General features: G+C 67.9%; 10 protein-coding genes. 9 read left to right on the top strand and 1 reads right to left on the bottom strand.

Features of this window, described 5'->3' with window-relative positions; genetic code table 11:
• Positions 1–245: 245 nt before the first annotated feature.
• Positions 246–1,292, top strand: coding sequence for a threonine aldolase family protein (locus FV220_RS09915; RefSeq protein WP_147831106.1), 1,047 nt, complete (start codon positions 246–248; stop codon positions 1,290–1,292).
• Between the two features lie 7 nt (positions 1,293–1,299).
• On the opposite strand, the gene FV220_RS09910 is transcribed toward FV220_RS09915, so the two are convergent.
• On the bottom strand, positions 1,300–2,055 hold the full coding sequence (locus FV220_RS09910) for a GntR family transcriptional regulator (RefSeq protein ID WP_147831104.1): 756 nt from the start codon (positions 2,053–2,055) through the stop codon (positions 1,300–1,302).
• 158 nt (positions 2,056–2,213) lie between these two features.
• On the opposite strand from FV220_RS09910, the gene FV220_RS09905 reads away from it, so the two are divergent.
• The 8 genes from FV220_RS09905 to FV220_RS09870 all read left to right on the top strand — a co-directional run bounded on the left by FV220_RS09905 (position 2,214) and on the right by FV220_RS09870 (position 12,022).
• Complete coding sequence (locus tag FV220_RS09905) at positions 2,214–3,389, top strand: aminotransferase class V-fold PLP-dependent enzyme (RefSeq protein ID WP_147831102.1); 1,176 nt, start codon at positions 2,214–2,216, stop codon at positions 3,387–3,389.
• A 325-nt stretch (positions 3,390–3,714) separates the two neighbouring features.
• Positions 3,715–5,010: an MFS transporter gene (locus FV220_RS09900; protein WP_056254744.1), complete on the top strand. Its 1,296-nt coding sequence runs from the start codon at positions 3,715–3,717 to the stop codon at positions 5,008–5,010.
• A gap of 159 nt (positions 5,011–5,169) precedes the next feature.
• Positions 5,170–6,393, top strand: coding sequence for a CoA transferase (locus FV220_RS09895; protein ID WP_056139775.1), 1,224 nt, complete (start codon positions 5,170–5,172; stop codon positions 6,391–6,393).
• Positions 6,394–6,533: 140 nt separating this feature from the next.
• Entirely contained in the window at positions 6,534–7,286 is a 753-nt protein-coding gene (map, locus tag FV220_RS09890) for a type I methionyl aminopeptidase (protein WP_056139772.1), read from the top strand.
• A 334-nt stretch (positions 7,287–7,620) separates the two neighbouring features.
• A complete protein-coding gene (locus tag FV220_RS09885) occupies positions 7,621–8,859 on the top strand; it encodes an MFS transporter (protein ID WP_056139769.1) in 1,239 nt (412 codons plus the stop codon).
• The gene (gene fhuF, locus FV220_RS09880) at positions 8,856–9,569 is read left to right on the top strand and encodes a siderophore-iron reductase FhuF (RefSeq protein ID WP_056139766.1); all 714 of its coding nucleotides are present in this window, start codon (positions 8,856–8,858) and stop codon (positions 9,567–9,569) included. Before FV220_RS09885 ends, fhuF begins: the two co-directional genes overlap by 4 nt.
• Positions 9,563–11,344 carry an ABC transporter ATP-binding protein gene (locus tag FV220_RS09875; RefSeq protein WP_147831100.1) on the top strand — a complete coding sequence of 594 codons (1,782 nt, stop codon included), beginning with the start codon at positions 9,563–9,565 and terminating at the stop codon, positions 11,342–11,344. The genes fhuF and FV220_RS09875 overlap by 7 nt, the downstream gene beginning before the upstream one ends.
• Before the next feature lie 426 nt (positions 11,345–11,770).
• Positions 11,771–12,022, top strand: coding sequence for a hypothetical protein (locus tag FV220_RS09870; RefSeq protein ID WP_147831115.1), 252 nt, complete (start codon positions 11,771–11,773; stop codon positions 12,020–12,022).
• Positions 12,023–12,152: the final 130 nt, after the last annotated feature.

Here is a 12,152-nt window from a genome sequence, read left to right as displayed (position 1 = left end):
CCCACGGCACTGCCCCGCCGCGGTTGGCTCCTGCCCCCACCGGCCGCGCGCGCCACCGGCCCGACCCGCGCCCCTGCGCCCGGCGCCGGGCCGGTGGCGGGCTCAGCCGTTGCGGTCATGATCCATCGTCCTCGTGGGAGTGCCGTGGGCCGGCTTCAAAGCGATGCGGGTTCCGGTAGGGTGGCGGGATCGTCCCGACCGGCTAGAATGGCCCACACGGATTGCATGCAAAACAGGGCCGGCAGATGATCGATTTGTATAGCGATACGCAAACGCGGCCCACACCCGGCATGCGTGAGGCCATGGCCCGCGCGGAGGTGGGTGACGAGCAATCCGATTCCGATCCGACGACCCTGGCCTTGTGCGAGCGCGTCGCCGACCTGCTCGGGATGGAAGCGGGGGTGTTCATGCCCTCGGGCACGATGTGCAACCTCGTCTCGATCCTGGTCCAGACCCGGCCCGGCGACGAGATCGTGGTCGACGATCAGTCCCATATCTACAACACCGAGGCCGCCGGCTCGGCGGCCATCGGCGGCGTCTCGGTGAAGGCTCTTTCCACCCCGGCCGGCCTCTTCACGCCAGAGGCGTTCGAGGCGGCGATCCGCCCCCCCGCCCGCACCGCGCCGCGCTCGGCCCTGGTCTCGGTGGAGCAGACCACGAGCTTTTCGGGCGGCTCGGTCTGGCCGCTCACCGACATGCGCCGCATCCGCGACCTCGCCCATCACAAGGGCATGAAGGCGCATATCGACGGGGCGCGCCTCCTCAACGCCGTGGCCGCCACCGACATCTCCGCCAGGGACTACGCCAAAGGCTTCGACAGCGTCTGGATCGATCTGAGCAAGGGACTCGGCTGCCCGGTCGGCGCCGTCCTGTGCGGCGCGAGCCACTTCATCGTCGAGGCGTGGCGGTGGAAGTACCGGCTCGGTGGCGCCATGCGCCAGTCGGGAATCCTGGCCGCCGCGGGCCTCTACGCCCTCGATCACCATGTGGACCAGCTGGAACTCGACAACGCCAATGCCGGCGAGCTGAAGGCCCGCATCACCGGCGCGCCGGGTCTCGCCATCGAGCCCGATGCGGCCCAGTCCAACATCCTGTGCTTCTCGGTGGAGGCGCTGGGCATCACCGCAACCGCCTTCGCCGAAGCGTGTCTCGCGGAAGATGTGCGTATCCGCGCCATCGGCGCGCATCAGATCCGGGCGACCACCCATCTCGACGTCGACCGGGCCGGCATCCTGCAAGCGGCGGACGTGATCCGGGCGCAGGCCGCACGGTTTCATGAGGTGCGCCGCTGAGCCGCCGTCACGATGCGACGCCGGCGTCCGGCGGACACGTTGTCTCCCGCCCCGCCGCCGCCCGGCGCTTGTTGCGCAGGTGCCCGAATAGGATGTCGCTGAGCTCATTGCCGGCGCGCCTGCGCAATGCATCGAGGATTTCCTCATGCTCGCGCATCGCCTCGCCCCAGCGGTCGCGATTCTCGTCGAGATTGGCCGAGTAGCGCACACGGCGCAGGCGCCCGGCGAAATTGGCGTAACTCGCTCGCAACGGCTCGTTGTCCGCCGCCTGCACGATCCGGTCGTGGATCGCCTGGTTGCAGGCGAAGTAGCCGTGCAGGTCGCGCCGCATGTAGCAGCCGTACATCTCGTGATGCAGCCGCTCGATCTCGTCATAGGCGGCGGGCGTGATCTTCTCGCAGGCCAGGCGTCCGGCCAGGGCCTCGAGCCCGCCCATGACGTCGAACAGATCCACGAGTTCCTCGGCGCCGAGCTGGCGCACCCGCGCGCCCCGGTTCGGCAGGAGCTCGATCAGCCCCTCCGAAGCCAGCACCTTCAGCGCCTCGCGCAGTGGCGTGCGCGAGATGCCGAAGCGCTCGCAGAGCATCCGCTCCGGCACCCGCGCGCCGACGGCCAGATTGCCCTCGACGATGTAGTCCCGCAGGCGTGCCAGAAGCTCGCCGTGGAGGGATTTCGCCAGCGACGGCATCGCGGAAAGACGCGCTCCATCGGCGGGTTCGAGGCCGGCATCGGCCTCCGGTTCAGTGACAGGCCCAAGCACCATAATGCGAACCTAGCAGCCGAAAGCAGGAAGGTCGAGACGAGATGTTCGCATAATAATGCTTGCCCTCTCAAAAAATGAATGCAATTTTCTGCTCCGACGCACAGTGGATCATCGATCCGGGCGCAGCTTTCCCTCGACCGGCCATCGCGGAGATCTCGATGACGACACGGACCGGACGCCATTTCCTGCATATTCCAGGCCCCAGCCCGGTGCCCGAGCGTGTCCTGCGCGCCATGGACATGCCGGTGATCGACCATCGCGGCCCCGATTTCGCCGGACTCGGCAAGGCGGTGCTGGAAGGCGCCCAGGCCATCTTCCAGACGCGGTCGCCGGTGATCATCTATCCGGGTTCCGGCACGGGTGCCTGGGAATCGGCTATCGTCAATACGCTCTCGGCCGGCGACCGGGTGTTGATGTTCGAGACAGGCCATTTCGCCACCCTGTGGCGCCAGATGGCGGCGCGCTGGGGCATCGAGGTGGAGTTCGTCCCCGGCGACTGGCGCCGCGGGGTCGATCCGGCGCAGGTCGAGGCGATCCTGGCCGAGGACCGCGCCAAGTCGATCAAGGCCGTGATGGTGGTGCATAACGAGACCTCCACCGGCGCCACGAGCCGGATCGCGGAGATCCGCAAGGCGATCGACCGGGCGAACCATACCGCGCTCTTCCTCGTGGATACGATCTCGGGGCTCGGCTCGGCCGAATATGCCCATGACGAATGGGGCGTCGACGTCGCGGTGAGCTGCTCGCAGAAGGGCCTGATGCTGCCGCCGGGCCTCGGTCTCGTCGCCCTGTCGGACAAGGCTCTGGCCGCCGCGAAGACAGCGACTCTGCCCCGTTCCTACTGGGATTGGGAAGACATGCTGAAGCCGAATACCGGCGGCTACTTCCCCTATACCCCCGCCACGAACCTCCTCTACGGCCTGCGCGAAGCCATCGCCATGTTGCGAGAGGAAGGCTTGGCCGAGGTCTTTGCCCGCCACCAGCGTCTCGCCGCCGCCACCCGCGCCGCCGTCGAGGGCTGGGGCCTGGAGGTTCTGTGCCGGGAACCGTCGGAATACTCGCCCGTGCTCACCGCCGTGGTGATGCCGGAGGGCCATGACGCGGATGCCCTGCGCACTCTGATCCTCGAGAAATACGACCTCTCCCTCGGCACCGGGCTCGCCAAGATGGCGGGCAAGATCTTCCGCATCGGCCATCTCGGCGAATGCAACGACCTGATGCTGATGGCGGCGCTGTCGGGCGTCGAGATGGGCCTCAAGGCCGGCGGCGTCCCGCACGCGCGCGGCGGTGTGCTGGCGGCCATGGACGCCCTGCGCTCCGGTATCGACGATTGAAAACGGCTTCCCCCAAGGAAGGCGGGGCGACTGGGCGCCGATCCGAGTAGACGACCTCTACCGTGCAGCAATGGGTGCGCGGTCCGGGCGTGAGCATCCCCTCGCCCCGCCTGCGGGGAGAGGGAAACCCACGCCTCCGTTCGCGTGAGGCATCAGGCGCGATTGCCCTTCCGGCACGGAGGACACGCACCACAGCAACAGACGCCTCTACCCTACGAGAGAGCAAGAAAAAGCGACGACCCAGCCAGACCCAACCACGCGTGATCCCACAAACAACCGGTGATCAAACCGGGGCGGGTGGCGCGCTCAACCCGAGGAAACCCCGATGACGCCAGCTAAAAGACGCGTCTCCGCGTCGAACATGGTGCTGTTCCTGCTCTGCCTGATGTATTTCGTCACCTATCTCGACCGGGTGAACATCGCCACGGCGGGCGGCGAGATCATGAAAGATCTCGGGCTCTCGAACACCCAGTTCGGCCTGATCCTGTCCGCCTTCGCCTATCCCTACGCGATCTTCCAGGTCATCGGCGGCTCGGTGGGCGACAAGTTCGGCGCGCGGCGGACCCTCCTCGTCTGCGGCCTGATCTGGGCCTCGGCGACGATCCTCACCGGGTTCGTGGGCGGGCTCATCAGCCTGTTCCTCGCCCGCGTCCTCCTCGGCTTCGGCGAAGGCGCCACTTTCCCCACTGCCACCCGCGCCATGCAGAACTGGACCGCGCCGGGCAAGCGCGGCTTCGCGCAGGGCATCACGCATGCCTTCGCTCGACTGGGCAACGCGGTGGCGCCGCCCATCGTGGCCTTCCTGATCTACCAGTTCGGCTGGCGCATCGGGTTCGTCATCTTAGGGGTGGCGAGCTTCGCCTGGGTCGTGGTCTGGTACCTCTACTTCCGCGACGACCCGAAGGATCACCCTGCGATCACACCGGAGGAACTCGCGGTGCTGCCGCCCCCGAGCCAAGTGGGCGCCAAGCAGAACGTGCCCTGGGGCCGCCTGACCCGGCGCATGCTACCGGTGACGCTGACCTATTTCTGCTACGGCTGGACCTTGTGGCTGTTCCTCGGTTGGCTGCCGAGCTTCTTCAAGCTCAACTATGGGCTGGACCTGAAGAACTCCGCCCTGTTCGCCTCGGGCGTGTTCTTCGCCGGCGTCGTCGGCGACACCCTCGGCGGCGTGTTCAGCGACCGCATCCTGAAGCGCACAGGGGATCTCAAGCTCGCCCGGCTCAGCGTCATCGTGGTCGGCTTCCTCGGCGCGGCGGCGAGTCTCACCGGCGTGTTCTTCACACGGGACCTGACCCTGGTGGCGCTGCTGCTCAGCTCCGGCTTCTTCTTCGCCGAATTGGTGATCGGCCCGATCTGGTCGGTGCCGATGGACATCGCGCCGAAATATTCGGGCACGGCAGCGGGCCTGATGAATACCGGCTCGGCGGTGGCGGCGATCATCTCGCCGATCGTGTTCGGGATGATCGTGGACATGACGGGAAGCTGGACCCTGCCCTTCGTCGGCTCCATCGGCCTTTGCCTCCTGGGCGCGGTCCTCGCCTTCACCATGCACCCGGAGCGCCCGTTCGAAGAGGAGCCGGTGGTACCGCCCCTGGGACGGGCGGTTCCTGCGGAGTAGCGCGATCCTGGCTGCGCTGGCTTGAGCCGAAGCCAGAGCGCAATCCCCTCTCCCCGCAGGCGGGGAGAGGAGATGCACACAGCGAGTCGTGTCCTCCTCGCGTAACGCCACCGCCGGCGGGCCGCACCCACCCCCGGCGCAAAACAGGAATCGAGCACGATGGATCACTCCGTGCACGAAGAACCCCGCCCCCTCCCCCTCGCGGGCATCCGCGTCCTCGACGTGACGCAGGTGATGGCGGGGCCGTTCTGCAGCATGCTGCTCGGCGATCTCGGAGCGGATGTCATCAAGGTGGAGCCGCCGGGCACGGGCGACCAGACCCGCAGCGCCATGGGGTTCAAGATGAAGGGGCCCGACAGCATGGGCTTCCTCAACATGAACCGGAACAAGCGCAGCCTCGCCCTGAACCTCAAATCCGATGCCGGGCGCGACCTGCTCCTCGATATGGCCGCCAATGCGGATGTGCTGGTCGAGAATTACCGGCCCGGCGTGATGGCGCGCCTCGGCCTCGGATACGAGGCGATGCGCGCCCGCAATCCAGGGCTCATCTATGCGAGCATTTCGGGCTTCGGCCAGTCGGGTCCCTGGGCGAAGCGCCCCGGCTACGACCTGATGGCCCAGGCGATGTCGGGGGTGATGAGCGTCACCGGCCATCCGGGCGGTCCGCCGGTGAAGGCCGGCGTGCCGGTCGCCGATATCGGCTGCGCGTTGTTCACCGTCTACGCGATCCTTTCAGCCTATATCGGCCGACAGGCGAGCGGTGAGGGCCAGTATATCGACGCCTCGCTTTTCGACGCGGCCCTGGCCTTCTCGATCTGGGACGTCTCGGAATATTGGGGGACGGGACGGATCCCGCAGCCGCTCGGCACCTCCAACCGCATGAGCGCCCCCTACCAGGCGGTGCGGGCCTCGGACGGCTACTTCGTCATGGGGGCCACGAACCAGAAGCTCTGGCGCCTGCTCTGCGACGTGCTCGATCGCGCCGAACTGTTCGAGGATGCCCGCTTCGTCGACATCCCCGCGCGCCTCGCCAACCGCGAAGAGCTGATCGAGGAGCTGGAGCGGAGCTTTGCCGCCAGGACCAGTGAGGAATGGGTGTCTCTGCTTCTCGCTGCCGGCATTCCGGCCGGCCGCATGAACACCTATCCGGAAGCGTTCGAAAGCGAGCATGGCCGGCACAGGCAGATGCGCATCGAGGTTCCCCACCCGATCGAGGGCACGGTGCCGAACATCGGTTTCCCCGTGAAGCTCACGGGCACACCGCAGCGTGCCCGCAGGCATGCGCCGCTTCTCGGCGAACATACCGAGGACGTGCTCTCGGAGTTCGGCCTCTCGGCGGACGAGATCGAGGCCCTGCGCTTGCGCGGCGCCTTCGCCGCCTGAGCGGGAGCCAGCACGTCATAGGCCCGTCAGACCCATGGGGAGCGAACGGCATCTGGGGCGGCCCAGGCTTTGCCGGGCTCGCGGAGGATGGCAGAACCGCGCGAGCGGAGCCGCCTCCGGCGCCATGAAGGGATGACGACATGACGGTGTCGAATGACGACGAGCTGGCCGGCCTGAAGCGGATCGGGCGCATCGTCGCCGACACCCTCGAGGCGATGGGCAAGGCCATCGAGCCCGGCATGACCACCCGCGACCTCGACGGGATCGGGCGGCGGATCATGGAGTCGGCCGGAGCTCGCCCGGCACCGGAACTCGTCTACGCCTTCCCCGGAGCCACCTGCATCAGCGTCAACGAGGAAATCGCCCACGGCATTCCGAGCGACCGCAGGATCAATCCGGGCGATCTCGTCAATATCGACGTGTCCGCCGAGAAGGACGGCTACTTCGCCGATACGGGCGCGTCCTTCGCGGTGCCGCCGGTGACGCGGGCGGTGGAGCGACTGTGCAGGGACGGGCGCCGAGCGATGTGGACAGGCCTGCGCCAGGTCGGTACCGGCAAGCCCCTGGCCGATATCGGACGGGCCGTCGGAGCCTTCGCGCGGAAGAACGGCTACACTCTCGTCCGCAACCTCGCGAGCCACGGCGTCGGCCTGTCATTGCACGAGGAACCGACCGAGATCGCCACCTGGCCCGACGCCTCCGAGCGACGGATCATGCAGGAGGGGCTGGTCTTCACCGTCGAGCCGTTCCTGTCCCTCGGCGCCGAGTTCGCCGCGGATGGCGACGACCCCTGGACCCTCTACAGCCAGCCGAAGGCCCTCACGGTACAATACGAGCATACGGTCATCGCCTCGCGCAGCGGGCCGCTGATCCTCACCATGCCGGGGCAATAGGAGCCGGATACGGAGCGCGAGGAGCGAAGGCCGGCGGCACTGCGTCCAAACGGACCTTGCATGAAAGCGGGGCACGTCATAATCCGAACGAAAGGCCAATGTTTACAGTAGATTAGACTGTTTAAAAACTGCGCGCACGTCAAGACACAGGGAGGCTCCGGATGTCCGAAGGGAGGCCCTGTCCCGTCGCGCGCCGGATCGCGGATCGGTCGCCGCGTCAGTCGAGGCCGGTACAGCGCCGTCTCGGAGGAGCCGGCGTGACCGGCGCGGAAGCATGGTTCCCAGGGTCCGTGCCTATCCCCAGCGAGCAACCGGGCCGGGCGGCGCGGAGCGCATGAGCGGGACCCGGTTCGACGGGGCGTCCAGAGCGTGGCGCCGGGCGCGGCCCCTGCTGCCGTTCTTCAGCCTCTACATCACCTTCGGGACCACGCTCGGCTTCCTGGCCAGCGGCGCCCCGCTGATCCTGCGGGCACGCGGCGTCGAGCTCGCCGAGATCGGTCTGCTGCAGCTCATCAACCTGCCCGTCGGTCTGACGTTTCTCTGGGCCGTCGCCATCGACAGGCTGCGCCTGCCCCGCCTGCCGCATCGCATCGGCTGGATCGCGCTGATGCAGGGCGCGACCATCGCATTGCTGCTGGTGCTGAGCCTGGGCGAAGCGTGGCCGCTCGGCCTTCTCCTCGGTCTCGCGGTGGCGACCTGCTTCTGCGTCGCCACCATGGACATCGCCCTCGAAGCCCTGGTGGTCGAGACGGTGCCCGTCGACCGGCGGCCCTTCGTGGCATCGGCCAAACTCTCCGGCGCGTCCCTGGGCGGAATCGCCGGCTCGGGCCTGCTGGTCGGGTACTACGACATGATCGGCTGGCAGGCCGCCGTGCTGGGCATCGCCGGTCTCAATCTCCTCTGCCTGCTGCCGATGCTGCGCTACCCGGAAGTCCGGCTTCGCCGCGATGCCGGTCCGGCGGAACGCATGACGGCCCCCTTCGAACGCCTGCGCCTCCTGGGGCCACGCATTCTGGTCCTGGGCCTGTACTTCGCCGCCATGTTCGCCCTCTCCGGCCTGAACAACCTCGCCCTGCTGGATCTGGGGGTGTCGTTGCGGGAGGTCGGGTTCGTCACCGGTTCTCTCTCGCCTGTCATCAACCTCGTCATGGCCCTGGTCTCGGGCGTCCTCGTGCGACGGGTCGGGACCCTGCGGCTCATCACGGTCTCGGCGCTGGGCGTGATCGCCGGCGGCGGGCTGATGATCGCCGGCGCCGCCACCGGGTCGGCCCCTCTCGCGATCGCCGCGACGATCCTCGGCATCGTCGGCGGCGGCGGCCTCGGAGTGCCGGTGTTCAACATGATCTATCGCTGGGCGCAGGGGCCTCGTCCCGCCACCGATTACGCGCTCCTGTTCGGAGCGGCGTTCTTTGCCGCGATGCCCCTGCGCGTCGCCGTGCCGGCGCTCGCGGCGCATGTGGGCTGGCCGGCCTATTTCAGCATCGCGATCCTGTTCTACGCCGTCGCCGTTGCCGCCCTGCGCGCGACGATCCGCCGGACCCTCGATGCCGATCGGGTCGCGGGGCGCGCATGATCGATCAACTCGCCGCACTGGTTCCGCCGTCACTGTCGGCCTTCGGCTGCCGGATCGCCACGGCGCCGTCCGGGTCCGGAACCCGGCCGCTCTCGATCCTCACCAGCAAAGCAGCCTTCGACGAGGTGGTGGACGGGTTCGGCAGGGCGTCAGGCGACGGCTTCGAGACCGCCGACCGTCGCGCCCTGGTCTCGCTCTGGACGCAGTACTACCTTCCCGCCCTGATCATCCCCTACTTCACCGCACTCAGCCGCCTCGGCCGTGCCCTGCCGATCGGGTTCGACAGGGTCGGCTTCGAACTCGACGAGAGCGGCATCGTCTCCCGCTTCATCGTGGCGGAGGAGGACGACCGGCGCGCAAGCCCGGAGCCCGGCCTCGATCCCCTGATCGAGGGCCACCTGCGGCCGTTCTTCGACCTGTGCCAGACGCATTACGGACTGTCCCGCCATGTTCTCTGGTGCAATGCCGGCGTTACCGCTGATTTCGCCCTGCGCGCGTTGAGTGGTGACGCCCTGCCGGCCTCCTCCCGCGCCGAGGCGTGCCTCGGCCGATGCGGTGGCGATGCGTTCGGCCGCTGCCCGCTGGCCCAGGCTTTCCGAGGCGGCGAGGAGCGGCGGCGGCGGGTTTGCTGTATGCGCTACCGCATACCGGGCGTCCCCTCCTGCGGTGCCCTCTGCCCCGTCGATCACCTGACGAAAGCATCATGCTGAAGGACTTCCTCGCCTATTACCGCCCGCACCGGACCCTGTTCCTCGTCGATTTCGGATGCGCCGTCCTGTCGGGCCTGCTCGAACTGGGCTTTCCCATGGCCGTGAAGGCCTTCGTCGATGTGCTGCTGCCGCGCCAGGATTGGCAGTTGATCGTGCTCGCCGCCCTCGGCCTCGGGGTGATCTACGTGGCCAATGCCGGCCTCATGGTGGTGGTGACCTATTGGGGGCACGTGCTCGGCATCAATATCGAGACCGAGATGCGTCGCCGTGCCTTCGATCATTTGCAGAAGCTCTCGTTCCGCTATTTCGACAACCAGAAGACCGGCCACCTCGTCGCCCGCGTCACCAAGGACCTGGAGGAGATCGGCGAAGTCGCACATCACGGGCCGGAGGACCTCTTCATCGCGGTGATGACGCTCATCGGCGCCTTCGCGCTGATGGTCTACGTCCACCCGCCCCTGGCCTTCCTGACCGCCGCCATCCTGCCGGTGATCGCCTTCGTCACCCTCCGCTACGGCGGTCGCATGACGCGGAACTGGCAGACGCAATACGGTCGTGTCGCCGCCTTCAACGCCCGCATCGAGGAGAATGTCGGCGGCATGCGCGTGGTGCAGGCTTTCGCCAACGAGCCGCACGAGCGGCGCCTGTTCGCCTCCGACAACCGGAAGTACCGCGAGACCAAGCTCGAAGCCTACCGGATCATGGCCGCCAGCCTGTCGATCAATTATCTCGGCATGCGGCTCGTCCAGATCGTCGTGCTGCTGGGCGGCGCGGCCTTCGTCGTGCGTGGCGAGCTCTCGCCCGGTGGGTTCATCGGGTTCCTGCTGCTGGTGGGCGTCTTCTATAGGCCGCTCGAGAAGATCGGTGCCGTCGTGGAGACCTACCCGAAGGGGGTCGCGGGCTTCCGGCGCTACGCCGAGCTGCTCGCCACCGAGCCCGACATCGTCGACCGCCCCGGCGCCGTCTCCGTGCCGGCGCTGAAGGGCGACATCCGCTTCGAGGCCGTGAGTTTCGGCTACACCGCCGGCCGGCCCGTCCTGTCGGGGCTCGATCTCGACATCGCCGCCGGCGAGACCGTCGCCTTCGTCGGCCCGTCCGGGGCCGGCAAGACGACGTTGTGCTCCCTCATTCCGCGGTTTTACGAGGTGGAGAGCGGGCGCATCACCATTGATGGCATCGACATCCGCGACCTCACCCTCGCCTCACTGCGCCGGCAGATCGGCATCGTGCAGCAGGACGTCTTCCTGTTCGCGGGCACGATCCGCGAGAACATCGCCTATGGCCGGCTCGACGCCACCGAGGCGCAGATCGCGCAGGCCGCGGAGCGGGCCAAGCTCTCCGCCCTGATCGAGGGACTGCCCAACGGCCTCGACACCGTCGTCGGCGAACGCGGCGTGAAGCTCTCGGGCGGCCAGAAACAGCGCCTCGCCATCGCCCGCGTGTTTCTCAAGAACCCGCCGATCCTGATCCTCGACGAGGCCACCTCGGCCCTCGATAGCGAGACCGAACAGGCGATCCAGGGCTCCCTCGTGGAACTCTCCGAGGGCCGCACCACCCTCGTCATCGCCCACCGGCTCGCCACCATCCGCAAGGCGGACCGGATCGTCGTGGTCGGCTCGGAGGGCATCGTGGAGCAGGGACGGCACGAGGCGCTCCTTTCGGCGGACGGGGCCTACCGGCGCCTCTACAATGCGCAATTCGCCCAGGCCGACGATGCGGCGGACCGGGTGCGGATGGCCGCCCGGAATGGCGTTCTGGAGCGCGCTACGCCGTGATCCGAATGGCCGGCGCGCTCGAACCGCACCGTCTCCCTCGGCGAAGACTGGGATGGGATGGGAAGAAGTCATGCGCGGCCATGGCCGCGCGGGCTTGGTGACCTAAAGGGGCTGCCACGATCGCGTCGCCATCGGCGGCGCGCCCGCGATGCGGGATGGCTGGCGGGAAATGGACGCCCTGAGCGATGCGGGTTTCAGCGGAATTCGCGACCCGCGACAGGAGGCGCCCAGCGTCTTCGCGCACGCCTTAGCGACATTCATCAATGAATGCGCAGTTTGTCGATAGATTTCGCTAACCGCCGCTCATGATGTTGGTTGCCGAACGTGACGCGCCCATGTGTAATTCCCTCGTCATGAGAGGATCAGCACGTGAAGCCACGCCTCGTCGCCCTGGTCGCCATCTTTAGCGTCGCATCGCTGCCGGCGATGGCCTTTCCCATCGCCCCAGCCTCCGCGAGCGAGGCACCCGTGCTGCGTGTCGCGGGCGGCTGCGGCCCCGGAGCGTGGCGTGGCCCATGGGGGCATTGCCGCTCGACACCCTATGTCGGACGTCTTCCGGGCGGGTGGTATCAGGCACGGGCCGGCAATGGCTGCCCTCCCGGTTACTGGCGCGGGCCGTGGGGCCATTGCCGCAACACGCCCTATCACGGCCGCCTGCCCGGGGGCGGATGGAAGTAGCCGGTCCGCCCCCTCCGAGAGGCGGGCGATGCGCGCGCATCAAGGCAGATTGTCCGCCGCCTTACACGGCGAGGGTCGCCGTGCATGGCCCATCATCAACAATCGGCATGGGAACGGATCGGCGCCGAGG

The sequence above is a fragment of the Methylobacterium sp. WL19 genome (assembly GCF_008040005.1).
In the GTDB taxonomy this organism is placed as follows: domain Bacteria; phylum Pseudomonadota; class Alphaproteobacteria; order Rhizobiales; family Beijerinckiaceae; genus Methylobacterium; species Methylobacterium bullatum.
This window is presented reverse-complemented; position numbering and strand designations above follow the sequence as displayed.

What these genes read in the sequence shown, in the direction of transcription:
- FV220_RS09910 (WP_147831104.1), bottom strand. Translation starts at nt 2,055, where the DNA reads ATGGTGCTTGGGCCTGTCACTGAACCGGAGGCCGATGCCGGCCTCGAA.
- FV220_RS09885 (WP_056139769.1), top strand. Translation starts at nt 7,621, where the DNA reads ATGAGCGGGACCCGGTTCGACGGGGCGTCCAGAGCGTGGCGCCGGGCG.
- FV220_RS09900 (WP_056254744.1), top strand. Translation starts at nt 3,715, where the DNA reads ATGACGCCAGCTAAAAGACGCGTCTCCGCGTCGAACATGGTGCTGTTC.
- FV220_RS09875 (WP_147831100.1), top strand. Translation starts at nt 9,563, where the DNA reads ATGCTGAAGGACTTCCTCGCCTATTACCGCCCGCACCGGACCCTGTTC.
- FV220_RS09905 (WP_147831102.1), top strand. Translation starts at nt 2,214, where the DNA reads ATGACGACACGGACCGGACGCCATTTCCTGCATATTCCAGGCCCCAGC.
- map (WP_056139772.1), top strand. Translation starts at nt 6,534, where the DNA reads ATGACGGTGTCGAATGACGACGAGCTGGCCGGCCTGAAGCGGATCGGG.
- fhuF (WP_056139766.1), top strand. Translation starts at nt 8,856, where the DNA reads ATGATCGATCAACTCGCCGCACTGGTTCCGCCGTCACTGTCGGCCTTC.
- FV220_RS09870 (WP_147831115.1), top strand. Translation starts at nt 11,771, where the DNA reads ATGGCCTTTCCCATCGCCCCAGCCTCCGCGAGCGAGGCACCCGTGCTG.
- FV220_RS09895 (WP_056139775.1), top strand. Translation starts at nt 5,170, where the DNA reads ATGGATCACTCCGTGCACGAAGAACCCCGCCCCCTCCCCCTCGCGGGC.
- FV220_RS09915 (WP_147831106.1), top strand. Translation starts at nt 246, where the DNA reads ATGATCGATTTGTATAGCGATACGCAAACGCGGCCCACACCCGGCATG.